This window comes from Megasphaera sp. SC8-1 (assembly GCF_024436295.1).
GTDB classification, from domain to species: domain Bacteria; phylum Bacillota; class Negativicutes; order Veillonellales; family Megasphaeraceae; genus Megasphaera; species Megasphaera elsdenii.
This window is the reverse complement of record NZ_JANFQH010000023.1, coordinates 72,834-94,550: the sequence shown is the minus strand read 5'-3', so window position 1 is coordinate 94,550 and position 21,717 is coordinate 72,834. Positions and strand designations below refer to the sequence as shown.

Annotated in this window: 27 protein-coding genes and 1 tRNA gene; 6 read left to right on the top strand and 22 right to left on the bottom strand. The window is 49.5% G+C overall.

Annotated features, from left to right (window positions below):
• The first annotated feature begins 96 nt into the window (after positions 1–96).
• Positions 97–501: a thioesterase family protein gene (locus NOS26_RS07010; RefSeq protein ID WP_014016087.1), complete on the top strand. Its 405-nt coding sequence runs from the start codon at positions 97–99 to the stop codon at positions 499–501.
• A gap of 83 nt (positions 502–584) precedes the next feature.
• On the opposite strand, the gene NOS26_RS07005 is transcribed toward NOS26_RS07010, so the two are convergent.
• Positions 585–2,135, bottom strand: a complete 1,551-nt coding sequence (locus tag NOS26_RS07005) for an acyl CoA:acetate/3-ketoacid CoA transferase (RefSeq protein WP_036203665.1) — start codon at positions 2,133–2,135, stop codon at positions 585–587.
• 246 nt (positions 2,136–2,381) lie between these two features.
• Between NOS26_RS07005 and NOS26_RS07000 the strand changes: the two genes are divergently transcribed.
• A complete protein-coding gene (locus tag NOS26_RS07000; RefSeq protein ID WP_095340194.1) occupies positions 2,382–3,860 on the top strand; it encodes a hypothetical protein in 1,479 nt (492 codons plus the stop codon).
• Here the strand turns inward: NOS26_RS07000 and NOS26_RS06995 are convergent.
• The 3 genes from NOS26_RS06995 to NOS26_RS06985 are packed head-to-tail and all read right to left on the bottom strand — an operon-like array spanning position 3,857 to position 6,970.
• Entirely contained in the window at positions 3,857–4,690 is an 834-nt protein-coding gene (locus NOS26_RS06995; protein ID WP_014016084.1) for an Asp23/Gls24 family envelope stress response protein, read from the bottom strand. The two genes, NOS26_RS07000 and NOS26_RS06995, sit on opposite strands and share 4 nt — an antisense overlap.
• 25 nt (positions 4,691–4,715) lie before the next feature.
• On the bottom strand, positions 4,716–5,522 hold the full coding sequence (locus tag NOS26_RS06990; protein ID WP_014016083.1) for a PHP domain-containing protein: 807 nt from the start codon (positions 5,520–5,522) through the stop codon (positions 4,716–4,718).
• Positions 5,513–6,970 carry a leucyl aminopeptidase gene (locus NOS26_RS06985; protein ID WP_022496982.1) on the bottom strand — a complete coding sequence of 486 codons (1,458 nt, stop codon included), beginning with the start codon at positions 6,968–6,970 and terminating at the stop codon, positions 5,513–5,515. The genes NOS26_RS06990 and NOS26_RS06985 overlap by 10 nt, the downstream gene beginning before the upstream one ends.
• A 215-nt stretch (positions 6,971–7,185) precedes the next feature.
• Between NOS26_RS06985 and NOS26_RS06980 the strand changes: the two genes are divergently transcribed.
• A tRNA-Lys gene (locus tag NOS26_RS06980) sits at positions 7,186–7,261 on the top strand.
• A 206-nt stretch (positions 7,262–7,467) separates the two neighbouring features.
• On the opposite strand, the gene NOS26_RS06975 is transcribed toward NOS26_RS06980, so the two are convergent.
• The 11 genes from NOS26_RS06975 to NOS26_RS06925 all read right to left on the bottom strand — a co-directional run bounded on the left by NOS26_RS06975 (position 7,468) and on the right by NOS26_RS06925 (position 16,295).
• A complete protein-coding gene (locus NOS26_RS06975) occupies positions 7,468–7,887 on the bottom strand; it encodes a biotin/lipoyl-containing protein (protein WP_022496983.1) in 420 nt (139 codons plus the stop codon).
• Between the two features lie 35 nt (positions 7,888–7,922).
• A complete protein-coding gene (locus NOS26_RS06970) occupies positions 7,923–8,408 on the bottom strand; it encodes a hypothetical protein (protein ID WP_255917469.1) in 486 nt (161 codons plus the stop codon).
• A 12-nt stretch (positions 8,409–8,420) separates the two neighbouring features.
• Complete coding sequence (locus tag NOS26_RS06965; protein ID WP_255917468.1) at positions 8,421–9,950, bottom strand: acyl-CoA carboxylase subunit beta; 1,530 nt, start codon at positions 9,948–9,950, stop codon at positions 8,421–8,423.
• Between the two features lie 95 nt (positions 9,951–10,045).
• Entirely contained in the window at positions 10,046–11,716 is a 1,671-nt protein-coding gene (locus NOS26_RS06960) for an AAA family ATPase (RefSeq protein ID WP_255917467.1), read from the bottom strand.
• 102 nt (positions 11,717–11,818) lie between these two features.
• Complete coding sequence (locus NOS26_RS06955; protein ID WP_255917466.1) at positions 11,819–12,778, bottom strand: YafY family protein; 960 nt, start codon at positions 12,776–12,778, stop codon at positions 11,819–11,821.
• A 76-nt stretch (positions 12,779–12,854) separates the two neighbouring features.
• The gene (locus NOS26_RS06950; RefSeq protein WP_255917465.1) at positions 12,855–13,208 is read right to left on the bottom strand and encodes a hypothetical protein; all 354 of its coding nucleotides are present in this window, start codon (positions 13,206–13,208) and stop codon (positions 12,855–12,857) included.
• Between the two features lie 22 nt (positions 13,209–13,230).
• Complete coding sequence (locus NOS26_RS06945) at positions 13,231–13,437, bottom strand: hypothetical protein (protein WP_255917464.1); 207 nt, start codon at positions 13,435–13,437, stop codon at positions 13,231–13,233.
• A gap of 14 nt (positions 13,438–13,451) precedes the next feature.
• Entirely contained in the window at positions 13,452–14,117 is a 666-nt protein-coding gene (locus tag NOS26_RS06940; protein ID WP_255917463.1) for an EcsC family protein, read from the bottom strand.
• Between the two features lie 268 nt (positions 14,118–14,385).
• On the bottom strand, positions 14,386–14,694 hold the full coding sequence (locus tag NOS26_RS06935; protein WP_255917462.1) for a phosphopantetheine-binding protein: 309 nt from the start codon (positions 14,692–14,694) through the stop codon (positions 14,386–14,388).
• A gap of 390 nt (positions 14,695–15,084) precedes the next feature.
• Entirely contained in the window at positions 15,085–15,462 is a 378-nt protein-coding gene (locus NOS26_RS06930) for an SPASM domain-containing protein (protein ID WP_255917461.1), read from the bottom strand.
• A gap of 17 nt (positions 15,463–15,479) precedes the next feature.
• On the bottom strand, positions 15,480–16,295 hold the full coding sequence (locus tag NOS26_RS06925) for a radical SAM protein (RefSeq protein WP_255917460.1): 816 nt from the start codon (positions 16,293–16,295) through the stop codon (positions 15,480–15,482).
• Between the two features lie 107 nt (positions 16,296–16,402).
• On the opposite strand from NOS26_RS06925, the gene NOS26_RS06920 reads away from it, so the two are divergent.
• The 3 genes from NOS26_RS06920 to NOS26_RS11720 are packed head-to-tail and all read left to right on the top strand — an operon-like array spanning position 16,403 to position 17,526.
• Positions 16,403–16,615, top strand: a complete 213-nt coding sequence (locus NOS26_RS06920) for a transposase (RefSeq protein WP_305120442.1) — start codon at positions 16,403–16,405, stop codon at positions 16,613–16,615.
• Positions 16,552–17,325, top strand: a complete 774-nt coding sequence (locus tag NOS26_RS06915) for an IS3 family transposase (protein ID WP_370687622.1) — start codon at positions 16,552–16,554, stop codon at positions 17,323–17,325. The genes NOS26_RS06920 and NOS26_RS06915 overlap by 64 nt, the downstream gene beginning before the upstream one ends.
• A 9-nt stretch (positions 17,326–17,334) precedes the next feature.
• On the top strand, positions 17,335–17,526 hold the full coding sequence (locus NOS26_RS11720; protein ID WP_366012181.1) for an IS3 family transposase: 192 nt from the start codon (positions 17,335–17,337) through the stop codon (positions 17,524–17,526).
• A gap of 173 nt (positions 17,527–17,699) precedes the next feature.
• Here NOS26_RS11720 and NOS26_RS06910 read toward each other — a convergent pair whose 3' ends face one another.
• From NOS26_RS06910 to NOS26_RS06880, 7 genes are all read right to left on the bottom strand, one after another.
• The gene (locus NOS26_RS06910) at positions 17,700–17,915 is read right to left on the bottom strand and encodes a hypothetical protein (RefSeq protein ID WP_255917459.1); all 216 of its coding nucleotides are present in this window, start codon (positions 17,913–17,915) and stop codon (positions 17,700–17,702) included.
• A 29-nt stretch (positions 17,916–17,944) separates the two neighbouring features.
• Positions 17,945–18,076: a hypothetical protein gene (locus NOS26_RS06905; protein WP_255917458.1), complete on the bottom strand. Its 132-nt coding sequence runs from the start codon at positions 18,074–18,076 to the stop codon at positions 17,945–17,947.
• Between the two features lie 169 nt (positions 18,077–18,245).
• Positions 18,246–18,770 carry a tetratricopeptide repeat protein gene (locus tag NOS26_RS06900; RefSeq protein ID WP_255917457.1) on the bottom strand — a complete coding sequence of 175 codons (525 nt, stop codon included), beginning with the start codon at positions 18,768–18,770 and terminating at the stop codon, positions 18,246–18,248.
• A gap of 202 nt (positions 18,771–18,972) precedes the next feature.
• Complete coding sequence (locus tag NOS26_RS06895; protein ID WP_255917456.1) at positions 18,973–19,764, bottom strand: hypothetical protein; 792 nt, start codon at positions 19,762–19,764, stop codon at positions 18,973–18,975.
• A 4-nt stretch (positions 19,765–19,768) separates the two neighbouring features.
• Positions 19,769–20,050, bottom strand: a complete 282-nt coding sequence (locus NOS26_RS06890; RefSeq protein WP_255917454.1) for a hypothetical protein — start codon at positions 20,048–20,050, stop codon at positions 19,769–19,771.
• Positions 20,051–20,525: 475 nt separating this feature from the next.
• Positions 20,526–21,086, bottom strand: a complete 561-nt coding sequence (locus tag NOS26_RS06885; RefSeq protein WP_255917407.1) for a hemerythrin domain-containing protein — start codon at positions 21,084–21,086, stop codon at positions 20,526–20,528.
• A 19-nt stretch (positions 21,087–21,105) separates the two neighbouring features.
• Complete coding sequence (locus NOS26_RS06880; RefSeq protein WP_255917406.1) at positions 21,106–21,699, bottom strand: hypothetical protein; 594 nt, start codon at positions 21,697–21,699, stop codon at positions 21,106–21,108.
• Positions 21,700–21,717 lie beyond the last annotated feature (18 nt).

Below are 21,717 nucleotides of genomic sequence, written 5' to 3'. Positions count from 1 at the left end.
CAAAAAAGAGGAAAGTATGATATGATATAGTTATGTAAATCGCCTCAATCTATACGATTCAGGCATATTCCCATTTACTTAGGAGGTTATACCACTATGGAATTCAACATCAAAGCGAACTCGACAGCAGAAGTTTCCGAAAAATGCACAGAAAACAACACGGCCATTAAATTAGGCAGCGGCAAATCCCCGGTCTATGCCACACCGGCCCTGGTAGCCCTCATGGAAAACGCAGCCATCAACGCCTGCGATCCTCAGCTCCCGGAAGGCTATAACACCGTCGGCATTGCCATGAACGTCAAACACGTCGCAGCTACTCCGATTGGCCTGACCGTCACCGCCAAAGCTACCTTGGTCGAACAGGACCGTAAAAAACTCACCTTCAAAATCGAAGCTCACGACGAAGCCGGCCTCGTAGGCGAAGCTACCCACGACCGCTTCATCATCGAATCGGCACCGTTCCTGGCCAAAGCCGAAGCAAAAAAAGCTGCAGCTAAATAATATCTCGCAGCTCATATAAAAAGGGGTTGTCGCACATGCGACAGCCCCTTTTTTAGTTTACAGTGATGACTCTCCAATGGTCCCTAGCTGGCTTGCTGTTCAAAGATGTCCTGAGCCAGGCCCATGGGTTCATCGCGGAAGATTCGTTCGTCCATGGTCTTCAGGTCTTCGGCAATGTGCGGCACGAATTCCATCTGGTCGAGGATATCCTTTTGCAGATCCACGCCCGGTGCGATTTCCGTGAGGACCAGGCCTTTGTCGGTGAGGACGAAGACGCAGCGTTCGGTAATGAACATGACCTGCTGATTATGTTTGTGAGCATAGTCAGCACTGAAAGTAATCTGGCCGACCTTATCGATGAATTTCTGGACAGCCCCTTCATGGGTGATGACCAGTTTGCCGTCGCGGATTTCTTCGCGCAGGCCTTTAGCCGTGAAGGTACCGCAGAAGACGACTTTATGCGTGTTCTGGGTGATGTTGATGAAACCGCCACAGCCGGCGATGCGGTCTTTGAACTTACTGACATTGACATCGCCTTTGGCGTTACATTCAGCCATGCCCAGGAAAGCCATGTCCAGCCCGCCGCCATCGTAAAAGTCGAACTGATACGGATGGTCGACGATTGCATCGGCGTTGGCCGATCCGCCAAAGTCAGCGCCGCTGGCCGGTACACCGCCAATCGGTCCGGCTTCGACAGTCAGTGTCAGCTGATCGCCGATACCTTCTTCATTGGCTACACTGGAGACGCCTTCCGGAATCCCGATGCCCAAGTTGACGACGGCGTTGGGTACGAGTTCCATCGCAGCCCGGCGGGCAATGACCTTACGGGCGTTGAGTGCCATCGGCGGAATCTGGGACAGAGGCATACGCATTTCACCGGTATAGGCCGGGTTCTGGACCTGACGGACCTTGGACAAGACGATGTAGTCGACGTCGATGCCCGGCAGGACGACGTGTTTCGGCGGAATCGTCCGGTTTTCGGCCAACGTTTCGACCTGGACGATGACCATGCCGCCGCTGGCTTTGGCTGCCAGGGCCATGGGCAGGAGCTCCATGCGGACTTCTTCGTTATCCGTCGATACGTTACCGTTCAAGTCGGCACAGGTCCCGTGGACGATAGCGACGTCAATGGGGAACGGTTTGTACCACAAGTATTCTTCACCATCCAATTCCTTCACTTCTACCAGGTCTTCCTTGGTGATGCTGTTCAATTTACCGCCTTCAATGCGGGGGTCGACGAACGTATTGAGGCCGACGCGGGTGAAGAGGCCCGGCTTGCGGCCGGCAATGCTGCGGAACCACTGAGCCATCGTACCCTGCGGCAGGTTGTAGCCTTCGACCTTGTTGTCCATGACCAGTTTACCCAGTTTGGGAGCCAGGTTATAATGACCGGCAATGACCCGTTTCAGCATGCCTTCATGGGCGAAATGGCTGGCACCTTTGCTCACACCGTCACCGATGCCGGCTGTATGGACCAGTGTCAGCTGCTGCGGATATCCGGTCTTGGTAAAGCGGTCTTCCAGGGCCTGCAATACTTCTTCCGGTAATGCACACTGTGCAAAACCACAAACGGCGATAGTCGAACGATTCTTAATAAGCGATGCTGCATTTTCTGCTGTAATCAGTTTTGCCATGATGACTCCCTCCTTATAGATTGCCTTGCTTATCTTCGATGAGCTCTTTTTCTTCTCATCTTCTGACTTTAGTATAGCCCTGTTTTCCCTTGAAAAATACGCACAAAGCCGTGACAAAAGATGAAAAAGTTGCCCGAAAGATGACAAACGTGACAAGGTCTTTCCTTGAAGGTGTCCCGCCACAGCTATATAATGAATATAAAGAATATACACACATTCAATTTTACCATCAAAGGGGTCTTAGTTATGAATCCTTATGCAGAAGTCCTCAAGCAGCTGCTGCAATACACGGAGACGAAATATACGACCTTATCCCAGGCTATCGACTACGACATGTCCTATATCAGCAAATGGGTCAACGGCGCCCGCCTGCCGGCTTCGCGCCACGCCGATCGCATCCACGAAGACATGGCCCGCTTCTTTGCCGATACCGCCCAGAAACAGCACCAGGAAGACGACTTGAACCGTATCTTCTCCTTTGCCGACGACGGCCAGGATCTGGCGTTCCATCTCTACGGGCTGCTCAGCCAGGCCTATCGCCAGGCCCAGATCAAGACGGGAAAAAATGAAAACCGCGACCAAGCTATCCATTTCTATGCCGGCCGTGCGGACTGCCACACGGCCCTGCGCCAGCTCCTCCACCAATACATCGAAGGCCTCCCGTCTCAGGGGATGCTGGTCATGACCGGCCAGTTCCACGTTCTCGACCAGAATGGCATCTGGCAGATTCTGGAAGAATGTCACAATGACCACTGGTCCTGTGATGTCCACTTAGGCCTGAAAATGGATGTCTTCGCCGCCCACATGCCCCAATCCGTCAGCAGCCTCTACCAGTGCCTGGACCATCTGCTGACTTATAATTTCACCATGCATGAAATCAGTCACGAGTCGTACCGCAACATCATCGTCCTCAAAGATGCCTTCGCCTACCTCTATTACGTCGACGGCGACGATTACATCGACATGTGCCTGACCATCACCGACCCGGTCCAAGTCCGGGAAATCTATAAGAAATGCTGCGCCTATATGATGGTCCAGCCGGTCCTCATGGAACCCCGCCAAACGCTGGGCATGGAACGCTTTGGCTACCGGGACATCTTCTTTACGTCCAATAAGTACCTCTTCTTCCTGACTAATGGCCTGGAATTTCTCCTCCCCGACGAAGTCTATACGTCTCTGTGCCAGCTCGTCGACAAAGGGAAATACCCTAACGCCACTAAAGAATGGGTCCGCCGCATCCAGTACATCTGGTACCGCATCATCGAGCAGGGCCGCATGAAAATCATCATGCCCAAAAATTCTATCATCCGCTACCTGGAAACGGGCTGTTTCTACCTGACCGACATGAACTACCAAATGACGCCAGACGAAAGAAAGGCCCAGCTCAACCTCATCGTTGAAAAGATGAAGCAGAACCCGGCCATTACCTGTGGGATTCTCCTCCCGGCACCGGGAGAAAGCAGTTATACGAATTTTTCTAATCTCGCCTTTTACGGCAACTACACGTCAGCTTTCTTAAAAAAGAACACGCACCACATCCTGCCGCAGACCAAACCGATTTACTTGCTCAACAACCCTCAGCTCATCACCTGTATGCATGAGTTCTTCGACGACCTGAGCCGTTCGCCCCAGTACAAAGGCTTCTCTGCCGAAAATGTCGACGCCCTGCGGGGCCTCATCATGCCGCTCATGACAGTCCTGACAGAAGAAAACGGCGACGCCTAGTGTTCCGGCTGGGAAATACCGCGGACCGTAATCTTGAGGATTTCGACGGCCATGCCCGTCGTGTATTCTACTTCCTGCTGGATAGCCTTGCGGATGCGGCTCATGAGCTTCTTGATGTTCTGGCCATAGGCGATGGTCAAGGACAGGATGATAGCCAGGCCGTTGCGCGTTGAATTGTAATTGATGGCCACCCGCAGACGGTTGATCTTGGTGACGCCGCCATTTTGTTTCAACGCATGACGCACTAAGGCTTCCAGTACTTCGTTCGAAAAGGTCAGCTTGCCATAATAGCTGAAGACAGGCCGGACGACGGACCGTTCAAAGTTGGAAATCTGCTTGCCGTTACGGCCGTAGAAGAAGGAGCGTATCGGGTCCAGGAGATAGCCCTGGAAATGGGGCTTCAGTTCCATCGTCGGCACGGGGATGATATGCTTGCCTTCTTTCAGGCGGATAGCCCGGGCCTTGGCGATCTCGGACGGGCACGATACATCCTCGATGCGGATGAACTGCGACGCTTCCGGCAGATCCAAGGCCTGGCAGATGCGGTGGATCATGTGTTTCGACGTCCCCAGGATGAGCAGTTTCGGCGGATGGACTCTCGCCAACGCCGCCCGCATGGCTGCTGCATCTTCAGGCTTGTTGAAAATGGCCCGGCGCACGGCCTTCAGGCGGTTCGTCTCTTCCTTGGCCGACCGGCCGGCAACGATACGGTTGTGGTCGATGAGCAGGCCGTCGTCGATGATGGTCTGGATATCGTGGTCATAGGCAACGACCAGGGCATGATGGCTCTTGCCGGTACCACTGGCCCCAATAAAACCGAAAACTTCCATGAATCTCACCTGCTTTTCTTAAAGCTTATCCTTTTACATCATTCAGTAAGGCTTTTACAGCTTGGGCATCGACGGTGAAGACGCCGACCTTTTCCGGGAAGCGCCCTGTCGTGCCGTGGAAATCAGAGCCGCCGCTGACGTACCAATGACGGTCCTCGGCCAGTTTCAAAAATTCCTTATAACGGCCGCGGTTCTTGGGATGATAGACTTCGACGCCGTCAAAGTCATGGGCCAGGACCTGGTCCAGCGTCCGCTTGAGCAGTCCCGGATGGGCCAGGACGGCAATGCCCCCGGCCTGGCGGATAAGGGCGACACAGTCGTCGATGCTGCGGCGGTGATACGGCACGTAGGCTGGACCCCCGCGATAGAGGAGCTTATCAAAGACCGTCTTGACGTCCGGGAAATAGCCTTTGGCCACGAGCTGGCGGGCAATATGGGGCCGGCCGACGGTGCCGCCCTGTCGCAGCGTCGCTTCGATGGCACTGCGGTCGATATCATAACCAAGCGCCCGGCAGCGGTCGACGATTTCCAAGGCCCTGTTGAAACGCCGTTCCTTGAACTGGGCACAGTAAGCCTGCAGCCCTTCATCAGCCGTATCAATGCCGTACCCCAGGATATGGACATCTTCGCCGTCACATTCCGAACTGATTTCAATAGCCGGGATGACGCGGACGCCTGGCGCAAAAGAATGGCTGCCATCATAGGCGGCGACGGTATCGTGGTCAGAAATGGCCATGACACTGAGCTTGGCATCGACAGCCATCCGGGTCAGCTGCTCCGGTGTATAGACACCATCGGAGCAGGTCGTGTGCATGTGTAAGTCTACGAGCATGGGAAGCCTCCCTGTAATAAATGAAGAATCGATTTGATGCCGACGCCGGTCGCCCCGATGAGGCCCGTTTCGTCGGCTTTTTCATTGAAAGCTGGACCGGCAATATCCAAGTGGATCCACGGCGTGCCGTCGTGGACGAACTGCTTGAGGAAGAGGCCTGCCGTAATCGCGCCGGCTTCGGGACCGCCGACGTTCTTCAAATCGGCTACGTCGCTTTCCAGGAGCTTTTCATATTCTTCATCAGCCGGCAGCTGCCATATCTTTTCGTGGACTTCCGTAGCGGCCTGGAAGAAATGGTTCATCCACTCCTGGTCGTTGCCGATCATGCCCGTCCGGACAGTCCCCAAAGCCGTCACGCAGGCGCCGGTCAAAGTCGCCAGGTCGATGAGGCGCGTCGCCCCTTTTTCCTGGGCATACGTCAGGGCGTCGGCCAGGATGAGCCTTCCTTCGGCATCGGTATTCTTGACTTCTACGGTCTTGCCATTATACATGGTCAGGATATCATCGACATGATAGGCCATACCGGAAGGAATATTTTCGACCAGCGGGATGACCGCCAGGACATTGACGGGATACTTGAGCAGCATCAACGCCCGCATGACGCCGACAGCTGCTGCGGCCCCAGCCATATCGTCCTTCATAAATTCCAGATTGGCATGACTTTTAAGGGACAAGCCGCCGCTGTCATAGGTGACGCCCTTGCCGACGATGCCCAGGACTTCCCGGCTGTTAGGGTCCCCCTGATAGGCGATGGACAAGAGCTGCGGCGGATTCATGCTGCCCTTGCCGACGGCGACGATGCCGCCCATATGGCGTTTTTCCAAAGTCCACTTATTGAGGTTCTCAATGAGGATATTATCGCCCTTGAGCATCCCGCCGGCGATGTCGGCGAACTTGCGCGGCGTCAAATCGTTCGACGGCATGTTGACCAGATCCCTGGCGGTATAGATGCCTTCATAGACCGAAGTATACATATAGCACATAGAATTGAATTCCTTCGGCCGCAGGCTATGGGTCAGGATATTGATATTGCCAATGGTCCGGCTCTTGGCCTGGCGTTTATAGCGGGTAAATTCATAATTGCGGTACAGCAGGCCATCGATGAGGGAACCCAGATCCATATCCAGGGTATCAGCCATGACAGCCAACTCGCTGACGCCTTCCTTCATAGCCGCTGCCATGAGGCGCCGGGCCATACGGAAATCTTCATACGTCGAATAACGGATGGGCTTCCCTTCCAGGCCGATGAGGAAATATGTCTTAGCCTGACCATCCGACAGGAAATGGAAGACATGGAGGGATGTATATGGTAACACCTCCGGATGCTGTTCAACATAAGCCCGGATGACCATGACATCATCCTTGGGCAACTGACGCAGCGTCGACAAGCGCCGATTGATGCCGACGGCAAGCGTATCCATACCGCCATTGCCATTATAAGTAATCATGCGCATCGCTCACTTTCATTCTATTTACAAATTAAGTATTTTGGGTAAAATCTCACTGCTTTCATTATACATTCGCCGTATCGCCAAAATCAAGAATCGGGAGAAATTCAACTTTCTGTAAATTTTTTTAAAAAAAAGCTTGCAATTCTCTCCGATTTAGTGTATTATACTACATGTGCTCAGGAAACAGCGAGTACGAAGAAAAAACAAAACATGGACCATTAGCTCAGCTGGCAGAGCACCTGACTCTTAATCAGGGTGTCCAGGGTTCGATCCCCTGATGGTCCACCATAGCAAAAAAGGGCTTGTCGCACGACGACAAGCCCTTTTGAGTTTTAAGTTTGCAGTTTATAGTTTTTAGTGGTAGGGGACGTCCTGATAAGGCGTCCCGCTGCGAGATTCAGGTATAACCTGTTCAGAAAAAGCCCGGTAACTTATGCGTAACGTACAGCATAAGTTACCGGGCTTTTCTATCCACTATCATTTAAAATATAATCTTACTTCACGATGACGGCCAGTACGTCGCCGGTCTTTACGTTATCGCCGGGATTGACGCGGATTTCGTGGAGCGTGCCGTCAGCAGTGGCTGTGATGTCGTTCTGCATCTTCATGGCTTCCAAGACGAGGATGATGTCGCCTCGTTTGACGGCTTTGCCAGCTTCGGCTTTAAGAGCCGAAATCTTGCCCGGCATGGGGGCTTTGACCGTAATGGCGCCATCAGGGATCGGGCCGCCTACAGCGGGAGCCGGTGTAGATGCCGGTGCAGCCGGAGCCGGTGCGGGAGCTGCCGGAGCGGGTGCCGGTGCAGATGCCGGTGCAGATGCCTGCGGAGCCGGAGTTGCCACCGGAGTGCCGCCCATTTCTTCGACTTCTACTTCATACGCTTTGCCATTGACAGTAATCTTGAATTTTTTCATATATCTTGTCCTCCTGGATCTAAATACGTTTTCAGTTAACGACTCATGCCACCCAGGCGGGCTGCCATAGCCCAATTTTCCCGATGGCGTTTATAACCGCGCTTCTGCGGACGGATAGAGCGGATAGCTGCCGGTGAATAGCCATAGGCGGCAACAGCAGCCATGATGACGGCGACGACTTCATCCGAAAGCTCCCCTTCCGGAACGGCCTGGTTCCCGTCTGATACGACGGTCATCGGCCGGGCCGCTACGACAGCCGGCTGACGCTGGCCGACAGGGACGGCGGGGTGGGTCAGTTCCTGTTTTTCCGGTTGTGTCGATTGTAGCTGGACCGTCTTTTCAGATTTTACAGCTTCCTTCAAGTCCTGGACGGCTTCTGCCAGGTCTTTGACGCTCTGCTGGAAATCGGCGACATCCTTCATCTTATCTTCCAAGGCACGGAAGCGGGTATTATAGTACCGGCTCAGGACCAAGGTCATGGCAATCAACAGGACGATGACGGCAAATTGAATTTCTATCATACGGCAGCCTCCTTATAACGGCATGTTGCCGTGCTTCTTCGACGGCCGTTCTTCCCGTTTGCTGTAAAGCATTGCCAAGGCGCTGATGATGCGCGGCCGCGTTTCCTTCGGTTCGATGACGCAATCGATCTGGCCGTGTTCAGCAGCTTTATAAGGCGTCGAGAATTCATTGATATATTCCTGTTTCTTCTTTTCCTTTTCCGGATCGTGTTTGAAGATGATATTGGCAGCTCCATCGGGACCCATAACGGCGATTTCTGCCGACGGCCAGGCCATGACCATGTCAGCACCGAGCTGACGGCAGCACATGGCGATATAGGCCCCGCCGTATGCTTTGCGGGTGATGACAGTAATCTTGGGAACCGTCGCTTCACAATAGGCATAGAGCATCTTGGCACCATGACGGATGATACCGCCGTATTCCTGGGTCGTCCCCGGCAGGAAGCCCGGTACATCGACGAAAGTGACGACGGGGATATTGAAGCTGTCGCAGAAGCGGATGAAACGGGCCGCTTTGTCGGACGCATTGATATCCAGGCAGCCGGCGAGGAACTTCGGCTGGTTGGCGATGATGCCGACAGTCTGGCCGTCAAAGCGGGCAAAGCAGGTGATGATGTTCAGGGCATAGTTTTCCAATACCTGGAATACGTTGCCGTCGTCGACGCAGGCTTTGATGACGTCGAGCATATCGTAAGGCATGCTGCTGTTATCGGGAATGACCGAATTGAGGCTTTCATCTTCACGGTTCGGATCATCATCGGAATCGATGACCGGCGCTTCTTCCATATTGTTGCTGGGCAGGAAGTCGAGGAGAGCCTTGATTTTTTCGATGCAGTCATCTTCATTTTCACAGGCAAAGTGAGCGACGCCGGAAATGGAGCTGTGCGTCATGGCGCCGCCCAATTCTTCGGCCGTTACTTCTTCGGCTGTGACCGACTTGATGACGGCCGGGCCCGTAAGGAACATGTCCGATGTATTCTTGACCATGAAGACGAAATCCATCAGAGCCGGGCTGTATACAGCACCGCCAGCGCAGGGCCCCATGATGACGGCGATCTGCGGGATGACGCCGGATGCAGCCGTATTATTCATGAAGATGCGGCCAAACCCGGACAGGGCATCGACGCCTTCCTGGATGCGGGCACCGCCGGAATCATTGATGCCGATGACGGGAGCCCCCATCTTCAGGGCCATTTCCTGCATCTGGGCAATCTTGTGGGCATGCATTTCGCCAAGGGAACCGCCTTCAACCGTAAAATCTTCGGCATAGGCAAAGACCAGACGGCCGCGGACCGTACCGTAGCCGGTAACGACGCCGTCGCCGGGGATTTCCTTTTCCTGCATGTTGAAATTCATGCAGCGATGATGAATGAACTGCCCCATTTCGGTGAAGCTGCCTTCATCAAATAATTTAGCCAGCCGTTCACGGGCTGTCATCTTGCCTTTTTTATGTTGCGAATCGATTCGCTTCTGACCGCCGCCCAGCTCGATTTTCGCGAGCTTTTCATGGAGCTGGTCAATCTTTTCCTGAACTGTAGCCATTCATATACCTCCAGTATCAAAGTATTTCATCAGGTCACATAACAATTAATTATATCATAGAATATTCAATTTTTATAGTCTTGCGCCTATACCGTTCAGTACTGGCCGCGGACGACTTCCACCTTCTTCCCGCAAAAGGCGATTCCGTATTTCCATACCGTCTGGATTCCCCGCCGGCGAAATTCCGTCACGTATTCCCGCTCTTCAATCTGCTGCAACGCCTCCTTGGCCTTATCGGCCATGTCCGCTTCACTGTCAGCTACCTTGAATTCCATGATGACGCCGGCCTTCTCTACATCCTGGGGAATAATGGCCAGGTCAAAGCGCCCGTATCCGCTTTCCCGGTTCGATTCGATGATATAATCAGATACAAATAACGCCGTCATGCCAAGGACGAAGCCGTGGTAGAAACTTTCTTTATGGGCCGTATCATACACGCTGACCAAATCCCGAAGATACCCTCCCAACAGTTCTGAAAAGGCCTGTCCTTTGCCCGAAAGTAACTCATCGAACATGGTTTCCAGTCGGGACACAGAATAACGGCCTCGCATCTTATCCAAGATTTCAAAGCGGTAAATATCCTGAACTTCCCGATTGGGAATCACTAATTCACAGCGTATGCCGCCAATGCCTCGTCTGCGGCTGACAGCCGTCAAATAGCCTGTCGTCAACAACATTGTATACAGCGCATCGGTATCGTGGCCAATGTCTTCATAAATGACACCCTCCCGGATCAAGGCAGTCACTTGGCACCCCTGCAACAAAGCTAGCAAATCACCTTCTGTATCAGCTGTCACGTGGCGCAGCATTTCCCGGATGATACCATTGCCCGACGTATTGACCCAATAGTCACCAACCTCACCGTGACGGAAAAAATTGATAATCGACCAGGGATTATAAATCTCTGCCCCACCAAAGAGATAGCCGTCATACCATTTCTTCAAGTCGGGCAATGCCTCCGCCATGGTCAGGTCTTCCGCCATCTGTGCCACTTCCTGCGGCGTAAATCCAATGACCTCCCGATAGGCAGCATCCATGACTGAACAGACATCGAGATTATTCAGATCACTGAAAATACTTTCTTTGGCGACCCGCAGGACCCCTGTCAGTACGGCAAAATCTAAGTCGCGATTGCCCTTCAGGACGCTGCCCAAAAACTGTTTCATAAAAGCAATGCACTCTGTATAAAAGCCGTGTTCCCAAGCCTGCTGAATGGGCGCATCGTATTCATCAATCAATAAAATGACCGGCTTGCCAAAATGCTGATGCATCATCTTGACCAACAGTGCCAGGGCCAGCTGCATTTCATTCTGCCCAGAAGCCTGCTGTTTCAGTGCCAGAAAGCGCCTGCGCAAGTCCGGATTGACAGACGGACTATCAGCTAAATAATCATGGTCAATGAACCAGTAGCTGATCCAGGAACTCAGGGATTGCAACATCTGCGGCCACGTGAGGTCCTTCAAATCCTTCAAGGACAAGAACAATACCGGATACTGTCCGCGATGGGCCATGTAATCCGCCCCGGCCCGGTCGATAGCCAGGCCGTCGAAGAGGTGGCGGCTCTGTACTTCTTTTTCAATGGAAAAGAAATACTCCAGCATGCTCAGCGTCAAGGTCTTGCCGAACCGCCGCGGCCGCGTAATCAGCGTCACCGCACTGTGCCCGTCGATGAGCTGGCGGATAAAGTCCGTCTTATCGACGAAATAATAATGTTTGCTCCGTATATCAAAAAAATTATCGACACCAATCGGCATCTGCCACTTCATAGCCTCACCTGCTTTCTTTTATTTCATTATAACAAGAATCACGGGAAACAAAAAGAGGAGCCATCCCATGAGGGTTTCTGCCCCATGCATGACTCCTTGAGCTCATAACTCCACAATCTTAATGTCTTTGACGTATTTCCCCTGGCTTCGCAACCACATTTCAATGCCCTTCCCGTAGACTTCTGCTTCCAGCTGGTACGTCCCGTTATCTTCACTCAGGATTTTCGCCGTCGGCAGGCGGTCCAGGATAGCGTCGATATCGTAGCCCGTATAGGTGAACGTGACACGCTGCAGCCGACCGCCGTACATGAATTGGACGCGCTTGCGGAACTCGCCTTCCTGGAAACGCCGGTTATAGGGAATATGGAACGTCTCCTGTTCCACTTCCAGGGTCTTGATGCGATCCAGGCGGTAAATAGTCGGCGTAATGTCCCGGGCACTTTCATAAATCTTGGCAATATCCTTATCGTCGATGAAGGCGATGAGATAGAAATAATACTCCGAAAAGAGCAGGGCCAGCGGCTTCAGCCGGCGCTTAACGATTTTCCGGTCCTTCAGGCGGCCATAAGACACGTCGACGTAGCGGTGCTGCTGGATGGCCTCGCCAAGATGCCACATCGTATCGAGGAAACTCGTCCGGTGCCGCGGTTCCACATAATGGAAAGCCTCATTGTTGACCAGCTGAGTCACCATGGCCTGATTCGACGCCGGTACACAGCAGGCAATCACCTTGTGCAACATGTCCTCCATTTCCGTCTTGACGAAAGCCCGGCTGTCGAGCAAAATCTTGCACAATGCCAAGATTTCACTATTGGACAACTTCTGCGCCTGGCCGCCTTCCATGCGATAGCCCTTATCGACATAATCATAGACAATATCACAAGGCGCTCCATCGCCAAGGGCCATGCCATTGCGGCAGAAAGCCCGGATATCCTCAATATCCCGCTGAATACTGCGCTCATTCACACCATACTGCTGGGCTGCCGCCGCCTTCTGAATCGTCCGCCCGCCCAAAAGCTGCGAATACAGCGCCAGTACCCGCGAAACCTTATCTTCCTTCAAATAAACACATCCTTTCAAGAAGGCTCCCATCATAGGGGAGCTGGCCGCCAACGGCGGTCTGAGAGGTTGCCCCGCTTTAAATCGTAATCGTCATCGTAATGGGCTGGGCTAATCCATACCACCGGGCGATAATATAAAGGACCAGCACGTATAACAGCACATTGACCATCACACAGCGGACACGATGCCGATTTTCCTGGGCCTCCTTCTTGGGGGCAAAAATACCGACGAGCAGTCCCAAAAAGCCAAGGGTAATAAAAATCAGCAGGCCCCTCGTAAGCCAATCGCCACTGTTCCATCCCGTCTCATAGACAGTAAAAAAATTGACACCAAGGCCATAAATAAACGGCCATAAAACCTGTATCAAAATATAAAATAAAGGCCGCAAAATAAACCATTTAATAAACTCATGAGCCACAGCCGTCCCCATCTTTTACGTCCTCACGCCCTTCTCAAATCTTACAAACAAACTGCTTACACGACTGTACGCCACGGGTCTTCATGTTCCGCACCATGCACTGATTCTCAGCCAGCGGATCATACTCCCAAAAACCGACAATCGGCGCCTTCGGCCGGATGGCCTGGTTCATCGGGTCATACCAGTGTTTACAAAAAGCACACTTATGTGAAGCGGGATGATTCAAATTCATGAGTTCCATCGTACCTGACCTCCTTAATCCGCATCATCATGTGATACATCGATGACTTCGACAGCCACTTCCCCATTTTCCATATGCCGGGCTTCCAGAATAAACATTTCCTTGGCCTTATTGCCAATAATCTGCGTCGAATATGCATCGAAGCCACCGCCAATCAGACCGCCGACAAGGGGAATGGCCTTCCCTAAATTAATGGCACTCTTCGTTCCGAAACGCGATAACAAGCGCATGGTAACGGTTCGATTGATGCGGTCGAAGAGCACAGCCGACAACTTTTGAATCGCCTTTGCCGTCAAATCCTTTCCCACCTTGATACCGGCCTGTTTTAAAACTTCTTTAATCTGATTGCCGCAAAGACAGGCGATGACCAGTGTCCGCACGCGGTCACTCTGCAAATCATAGCCGCCCATATGAGCAATGGCCGCAATCATCTGAAGCTGCATATACAGCACACTGAGGACATTGGCCGGCAAAGCCACGGGCAGCGTAATAGCGCCGCCTAAACTCGTCAGAAAGCCCGAAGCCCCGCACTTGATGACCTGATTGCGGATCAGCATATCCACCTGTTTCTCCAAATCACCACCAGTCGCCATATATTCCGCCGCCAGCGCCTTGGCCCCCTTCATGCCGGCAATACCGCTGAGGGCCTTATCATAAGACAATGACAAAGCTTTTCCCATAGCCGTTACATCCATAGTATCACCTTACCCTAACATCTAAATTCTTCCTATACCTATATCATAGCAGATGGCGACGACAAATACTGTCATTCACAATAATTATTGTGAATCTCATGCAAAGCATCTTCGAAAACCTAAATCATAAATATAAAGGCCCGCTATTAAATTCGAATATCACAAATAGGTATTGGATAATATTTTTCAATATTATCCAATACCTTCACCATGCCATCTATTTATATTATATCATTTTTTTCATCAGCCCTAATTATTTTTCTTCTTTTTCAAGCCTTTCCCTTTCTTCTATTTTATACATAATAAGACCTAAAAAATTCTGTATTTCTATATCTAAACCTATGAAATCTTTATGTACAAGTGATTGAACTTCTTCATCTGAAATGAAAATATCAAAAGTTTCCATAAATGCTCCTGTAAGTTCTACTATATCTAACGAATCGGCACCTAAATCACCAATCAAACATGTATCTAACCGAATATCTTCTATTTCATCGTCAGTTAGGCCTAATTGTTCGATAATAATATTTATTACTTGTTCAGTAACAATATACGGATCCATATTATTTCTCCCTTCTCTTTTTCAAAAACATATGATAAAAAACCATGAGCTTATAACAAAAAATCGTAAGCTCATGGTCATTATTTCTATGATTAGTACATATATCAGTTGGTATTAGCGTGACTACAATGTGTCATATAATGAGCACACCGTGCTCCAACAACAATATCATATTTTTGCGCTGCAGAAGCTTTGGGTAAACAAAATTGTTTCTTCTGTTCCATAATAATCTCTCCTTACATCAATTAACATACAGATTATACGTACAATTGCTGAAATTATGAGCGCAAGGTCTGCTTTGTGCAGTACGATATTTAGTTTTACTCATAATCTTAGGATTTACAAATTTCTTTTTATCTTTCATTGACGCTCCCTCCTTTCGATTATTCTTTAATGATTAAGAATTGTCTTTTGAAGAACTGCAAGTTTGCAAGCCTCATCATAAGCCTTATGCCAATTCCCACCATTTTCTAAGTAAGCTTGTGAAGGACAGAAATTACAATATTGCAATAAATCGCAAGTAGAACATTTCTCTATATCCTTAAATCTATATTGTCTCCATTTTTTTAATATCGGAGAATGATGCCATATATTTTCTAACTTTTCTGTTCTCAAATCGCCGAGGCTTTTCCCAAAAGAAATACATAAAAAAACTTCTCCGTAAGGGTTAATCGTCAAGGAATTAAAACCTGCATTGCAAATCGTCTGAGGTTTCAAATTAATAGAAACATTTTTATCTTCAGGATGCTTAATTTCTTCTTGTTGCATAACATATTTAATATCTTCTAAATCAGCTCTAGAAAAGTTGGCCTTTTATCACCTATCATAGTTGGCCTGATACTGGTTGATACCTGTGTCGTGATTCCCAAGGCTTGAGCCATGTTCATAATATTATCATATTCTTGAATATTGTCTTTCATTAAAACAACTTTCATATTGACAGGAGTGCCTAATGCTTTAAATTTTTTTAAGGAATGCATTGTCTTTTGAAATGATCCATGTACGCCTGTAATACCGTCATGAGTTTCAGCGTTACTTCCATATATACTAAAGTGGACACATTTTAATCCCATTTTCGACATACGTTCTATCATATCATCTGTCAACGCTATGCCATTAGTAAATACTGTTACCATTAAATTACTATCAACAGCATACTGAAGGATATCCAAGGTATCAGGACGAGTAAAAACATCACCACCACTAAAAGCCACATCAGCTACATTCATTTCATTGAGTTGATCAATAATATTAAAAATTTCTGATGTAGTAAGTTTTTGTTTTTTATCAAAAGTTTCTACATAGCAGTGTTTACACCGTTCATTACAATCATAAGTCAGTTCAATCATGACCTGATATAGAAGATGATTTTCTGCCGTTAAACGAACAATTTCGTTACTCAAATCTACGGGAGACCCCTGCCTGATATTGTCTTCCTTTATTGTAACAATATTCATGCGTTCTAATTCATATAAAAAATCAAGTATACATTGAATGTTTTCAGTTGTTAAATCATAAATCGAAGCTAATTTATCAATTAATTCATCGTCTTGCATTGGTGCTAGCATATAAATAGGACAAGTCAAACTGAGGTTTTCCATAAAGTGATACAATAAAAGTATATATAGGGGGCCTTAGTATGACGAAGTTCAACAAACAATTCAAAGTGGATGCTGTCCAATATTACCATGATCATCGTGATTGAGGACTGATTGGGTGTGCCCATAATTTAGGAATTTCCCAACAGACACTGTCCCGATGGCAAAAGCAATTGCGGGATAATGGGGAAATGCCATATCGCGGATCCGGAAACTATGCATCTGATGAAGCCAAGGAAATCGCTCGTTTGAAACGTGAATTACGAGATGCCAAGGATGCCATCAATGTCTTAAAAAAAGCTATCCGCATTCTAGACAAATAATCCCTGCCATTTACCATAGCGTCAAACAGGAAGCCGAAAAAGCCCATCAGGAGAAACGCCATTTTTCGGTATCTGGAGTGCTGGCAGAACTGGGCGTTTCTACATCAGGTTACTATGGATGGAGTCATCGCAAATTATCCAAACAAGCTACGCACCGTAAGGAGGTAAAAAAACAGATTCAAACCATTTACGAAGATTCAAAGCATATCTATGGAGCACCCAAAATTACTACATTGCTTCAAAAGAAAGGTGAATGTATTTCCGAAAGGACAGTGGACCTTTACATGCGGCAAATGGGGATTCGTGCTTGTTGGGTCAAGCATTATACCGTTACGACCCAGAGCCGTTGTTTGGATGCCATATTGGTTAACATTCTGCAAGAACAATTTAATCCGCCAAGACCAGACACAATCTGGTGCAACGATATTACTTATATTTGGACCACTGAAGGATTTGTGTATCTGGCCAGTATCATGGATTTGTTTTCTCGAAAAATCATTGCCTGGAATTTATCCCGGAAGTTGGATGCATCTAGCATTATTAGGATGATTCAAATGGCAAAGCAAACCAGGAATCCAGGCCGTCTGGTAGTAATTCACACGGACCGCGGTTGTCAATATCTTTCGCAATCCTATATCAAGGAAACCGCACAGATGCGCCGCAGCTATTCGAAGAAAGGCTATCCATGGGATAATGCCTGCATAGAATAATTCCATGCCTTGATTAAGCGAGAATGGCTAAATCGATTTAAGATTGAAAATTATCAACAAGCCTATATGCTGGTGTTTGAATACATTAACACGTTTTATAATACCGTTCGAATTCATAGTCACTGTAACTATATGTCACCCAATGACTATGAAAAATTATATGCAAACTACAAGAAAAAGGCAGCTTTGATTGCTGGATAACTGATTGATAGAAACCTCAATTTAATTTGTACTCAAACTTGACATAGGACCAACTTGTCAGTAAGATTTTGACGGATTCCGTCCTGTCGACGGGGTCAACATATTATGGGATCTTTTGAATGAGAAGAAGGACCTCGGTATAAGTGAGAGAGAGAATCGAACTCTCGCAGATGCTAAATCAATTTATTTTGTTTAGCAAGTTCCTTAATGATGGAAAGTGATAGTTTGCTATACTTTGCCACTTTGTCCAAGGCCATCCCATCCTTTAACAACTCGAGAGCGAATTCCAATTTACCTTCTCTTCTGCCTTCTTCTCTACCTTTTTCCCATCCTTCTTGCTTGCCTTTCATCAGGCCATCTTCATATATTCCTTCTCCTAAGTTGCACATGACTACCAAATCCCCCTCTCCTTCTCGTGTCAAATCAATCTCAAAATCAAAACGATGCCCATGAGGTCATAATTCTGGCAAGGTTCTTTATAGCGGTGCAGCAAATACTGTTCTTTCAGCTGATAGCGGTTGATAGCGCTTTTTCCCTGTGGGGCTTCCATGGAAAAAGCCGTGGCTCGTTGTTCGTAGTTTATGGCTCGTAAAAACCTACCATTATACTCGAATAGGCTGTGATTGAATCTCTCTAGCGGGCTCGCCACGTGCGAGCCCCTACACACAAGGCCGCTGACCGTGTATTTTTTTGCGAACTGCAGCCTGCGGCCTGCGTTTTTACTTCTCTCCCATTTGCTTGCGGATTTCCTGGGGTGTTCCATGGGGTGCATAGCCGTTGATGGCGGCCAGGCGGATCAGTTTTTTGCCTTTTTCCCTGTCTTTCGGAACACCGATGCCTTCTTTATACATCTGGCCCAGCCAATATTGGGCCACGGCGGCTTCGACGTTAAGTTCGCCGCCCTGCAAGGCTTGTTCGAAGTAATGGCGGGCTTTGGCGTAATTTCGTGTGACGCCGCGTCCCATAAGATAGAGCATCCCCAGCATGGCCTGGGCTTCTGGCAGGCCCTGTTCGGCGGCTTTGGTGTACCAAAAGGCGGCTTTTTCATCTTTTTTGTAACTGTAAAAATAGGCATCGCCTAAATAGTTCTGAGCGTCTCGGTCGCCCTGGGTGGCTGCATTTTCTATCAGCATCCAGCCCACTTTATCGGCATCTCGGACGTGGCCGCCGTCAGAGAGGAGTTCTAAGCCCCACGTATACAAATTGATGGCCTGATTTTTCTTGGTCTGTTCGCTTCTATCCATGATCATCCCTCCTGCAACATACGAGTTCTATCTTTACTATAGCATCTGAAGATGACAGGTTTTGTCAAAATGTACCATGCAGTATCTTTCCTTTCTCTGTATCTTCTGTCTTCGTGTTCTTCTTATTATACCAAGGATACTTCAGGGACGGAAGGATACCAAATTCTTTCAGCCGGGCTTTGAGCTGTTTTTGGATTTCATGTTACCAGAGGTAGCGGTCGAGCATTTCTTTTTGGGCATACAATACGCTGTCTTCGACTTGATGGCGCGTGAAGGTATTCAGGCCATCGATTTCTAAGAGGCAGGTATTCAGGCGTCCCACCAGTTCCCAGCAGGCCATTTTATCTTCCATGACGGCCTGGTACTGTTCTTTCAATTCTTCACGCATGTGGTAATAGTCCGTCAGCGAATGGACGTTGGAAAGTCTGTCTTTTTCCAGGACGGCTTCTGCTTTCTCGGCGACGCCAGCCCGTTCGAAGTCGTAGAAGTGGCAGTCGTTTAGGAGGTAGCCATGGGTGTATTTTCCCAGTTGTTCGTTGAAATTCAGGGTAAAGACGGCATGGCAGCGTTCACATTCAACGGTCTGTACCATATTCGGCAGATTATGGATCAGCAGGTTCCCCTGTTCATCGCGGTGATTACAGACGGGTTCCCAGGCATAACGGCGCCGGCTTTCCTGCAAGGTCGTGCCGGCCTTTTTGAAGCAGTCTTCGATAAGCATGAGCGCTTCGTCCATATTGAGCCCCGGGATGTCGTCAAGGAGATTGACCGTACGATCATAATAATCGAGGGTATCAAAGATGGGTACGGAAAAGCTCAGGACCCAAAAGGTCCTGAATGTCATCTGCTTGTACAGGGGAAAGAGGATGCTGTTGTGGAAAAAGGTGACATCTTTTGGCGTGAACTGCTGCATCCTGTCCAAAATATGATAGGATTTTTCGATGTGCCCTATGAAATCCGGCTTGAGAAGGTCATCCAGGCTGTTATATCTCAAAACTTCATTGTAGCTGTATTCCTGCGTATCCGGGTTGATTTTCAGCGAAAAAACAGTCTGGCATTTTTTTGCAGATATACGTATCATGGCAATTCTTGGCGCCATCTATCATCGTCAGGGAACTGGCCTCATCAAAGAGCAGATGGCCGTCGCTGTCGCGGTGTTCACAGCAGTCGCGTTCTTTAAGGACCGCCCGACATTCGTCCACGTCAAGGCCGAAATGCTTATAGCAGTTATAGATGAACTGGATATCTTGCTGTGCTTGTACTATGTCAATCTGTTTCATTCCTATCGCCTCCTTGGGTTCTCTATTATACATAGTCCAGTAGACAGTATCTGTCTTGGCATGAAAAAAAGACTGTCGCATTAAGACAGCCTTTTTTTGAGTATTAAGTTTGCAGTTTGTAGTTTTTAGTGAAGGGTTTTTAATTTAAAGGCAACCTCTCAGTCAGCTTCGCTGACAGCTCTCCTATAAGGAGAGCCGGGCCGCCCTTCGGGACGGCCCCTACGATGCGGTCCCATGGACCGCGGCGACCTGCCGCCTGCGGACTGCGCCGGCATTCATTTTCATCGCCTGTATGCGATTTCGTAGGGGACGTCCTGTTAAGGCGTCCCGCTGTGAATCCTGGATACAGCCGAAATTTATGACCAGTGGTACACGATTGTAATACAATCATGAGTCTGTCGCGGCGAAGCCGCCTCTGCGTCCGAAGCGGCCGGCGACCTGCAAACTGCGACCGGCGGGCGCCCCACAGGACGCCCTACGCGATTTTGTATTTCTTTTCCAGGCGGTCCAGGAGGTCCATGTAGCCTTTGGCGAAGTCCGGGCCTTCTTCCGCTTCCATGTCTTTGACGGTCTGGTCGATTTTAGCTTTGATGTCGTCCGACAGGCCGCGGTCGGCTAAGGGGTAGACGACGTTGTTTTCTTTTTCTACGTGCTGCTGCAAGCGGTTGGCATAGGCCATGGCTTCGGTCAGGATCTGGAGTTTGTATTCGGTCTTCGGTTCCTGGACATAGAGTTTCAATGCTTCGTCGAGGGCCCGGACGTGGGCACGGATGAGGTCGTGTTCGACGAGCATGCCGTGCTTGATGATGATCGACGCCACTTCTTCCAGGTGGTCGACCATTTCCGGAAAGAGGACGAGTTCTTCCCGGCGATGATGATGGCCATCGGCATAACGGCGGATGAAATCGAGGATTTCCGCAAATTCCTGCTGGTCGATTTCGGCGCCTTCCAAGATGGCGCAACACGATTCTTTGATGACTTTCAGCATCCGTGAAATATTGGCATGTTGTTTGACCATGACTTCCGTGCAATACATAAGGGTCCCTCTCTTTCGTTTAGGCAGATTTCTTTACGATTTCATACTGGCCTTCAGCCGGGCTGGTGAAGGCGTAACCCGTGGCAGCCAGCAGGCCGTCGACTAAGGCTTGGCGCAGGGCATAGTAGCAGTCGCCGTGGCCCTGCCAGAATTCGCTGTGCAGGTCCATGGTGCGGTCCCAGGCGATACGGTTGTCATCGCTTTCGCGGACGCGGTTGACCTGGTCACAGGGCATACCGTCGAGGAGCAGGTCGTCCAGGCGGTGGAAAGCTTCCGGTGCCGTAGCAGCGCTCAGGTTCTGGCTGGCACCGAAGTCGTAAGCGGCTTTTTTTAGTGCTTCCAGGCGGGCATCATCATTGCCGGCAATGGCGAGGACGAAAGCGGCATAGCGGCCTTCGGCGTCGTGGATGCGAGACTGGAGCCAGCCGTGGATGTTCGCTTCATCGATGACTTCATCGAGTTTGCGGCGGTCTTTGCTGCAGTATTTATCAGCCAAGTCTTCATCGGACCAGCCCTGCGCTGTGGCAACGCGGACGAGTTCGTCGATCAGGCTTTCCTGGAACTGGATTTTATTGTAAAGCCAAAAATGGATAGGTCCTAAAAATGCGCTCATTGTCGTTTCCTCCTCTTA

Coding starts and splice junctions, on each gene's coding strand:
- NOS26_RS07010 (WP_014016087.1), top strand. CDS start 97: ATGGAATTCAACATCAAAGCGAACTCGACAGCAGAAGTTTCCGAAAAA.
- NOS26_RS07005 (WP_036203665.1), bottom strand. CDS start 2,135: ATGGCAAAACTGATTACAGCAGAAAATGCAGCATCGCTTATTAAGAAT.
- NOS26_RS07000 (WP_095340194.1), top strand. CDS start 2,382: ATGAATCCTTATGCAGAAGTCCTCAAGCAGCTGCTGCAATACACGGAG.
- NOS26_RS06995 (WP_014016084.1), bottom strand. CDS start 4,690: ATGGAAGTTTTCGGTTTTATTGGGGCCAGTGGTACCGGCAAGAGCCAT.
- NOS26_RS06990 (WP_014016083.1), bottom strand. CDS start 5,522: ATGCTCGTAGACTTACACATGCACACGACCTGCTCCGATGGTGTCTAT.
- NOS26_RS06985 (WP_022496982.1), bottom strand. CDS start 6,970: ATGATTACTTATAATGGCAATGGCGGTATGGATACGCTTGCCGTCGGC.
- NOS26_RS06975 (WP_022496983.1), bottom strand. CDS start 7,887: ATGAAAAAATTCAAGATTACTGTCAATGGCAAAGCGTATGAAGTAGAA.
- NOS26_RS06970 (WP_255917469.1), bottom strand. CDS start 8,408: ATGATAGAAATTCAATTTGCCGTCATCGTCCTGTTGATTGCCATGACC.
- NOS26_RS06965 (WP_255917468.1), bottom strand. CDS start 9,950: ATGGCTACAGTTCAGGAAAAGATTGACCAGCTCCATGAAAAGCTCGCG.
- NOS26_RS06960 (WP_255917467.1), bottom strand. CDS start 11,716: ATGAAGTGGCAGATGCCGATTGGTGTCGATAATTTTTTTGATATACGG.
- NOS26_RS06950 (WP_255917465.1), bottom strand. CDS start 13,208: ATGGGGACGGCTGTGGCTCATGAGTTTATTAAATGGTTTATTTTGCGG.
- NOS26_RS06945 (WP_255917464.1), bottom strand. CDS start 13,437: ATGGAACTCATGAATTTGAATCATCCCGCTTCACATAAGTGTGCTTTT.
- NOS26_RS06940 (WP_255917463.1), bottom strand. CDS start 14,117: ATGGGAAAAGCTTTGTCATTGTCTTATGATAAGGCCCTCAGCGGTATT.
- NOS26_RS06935 (WP_255917462.1), bottom strand. CDS start 14,694: ATGGATCCGTATATTGTTACTGAACAAGTAATAAATATTATTATCGAA.
- NOS26_RS06930 (WP_255917461.1), bottom strand. CDS start 15,462: ATGCAACAAGAAGAAATTAAGCATCCTGAAGATAAAAATGTTTCTATT.
- NOS26_RS06925 (WP_255917460.1), bottom strand. CDS start 16,295: ATGGAAAACCTCAGTTTGACTTGTCCTATTTATATGCTAGCACCAATG.
- NOS26_RS06910 (WP_255917459.1), bottom strand. CDS start 17,915: ATGTGCAACTTAGGAGAAGGAATATATGAAGATGGCCTGATGAAAGGC.
- NOS26_RS06905 (WP_255917458.1), bottom strand. CDS start 18,076: ATGGAAGCCCCACAGGGAAAAAGCGCTATCAACCGCTATCAGCTGAAA.
- NOS26_RS06900 (WP_255917457.1), bottom strand. CDS start 18,770: ATGGATAGAAGCGAACAGACCAAGAAAAATCAGGCCATCAATTTGTAT.
- NOS26_RS06890 (WP_255917454.1), bottom strand. CDS start 20,050: ATGAAACAGATTGACATAGTACAAGCACAGCAAGATATCCAGTTCATC.
- NOS26_RS06885 (WP_255917407.1), bottom strand. CDS start 21,086: ATGTATTGCACGGAAGTCATGGTCAAACAACATGCCAATATTTCACGG.
- NOS26_RS06880 (WP_255917406.1), bottom strand. CDS start 21,699: ATGAGCGCATTTTTAGGACCTATCCATTTTTGGCTTTACAATAAAATC.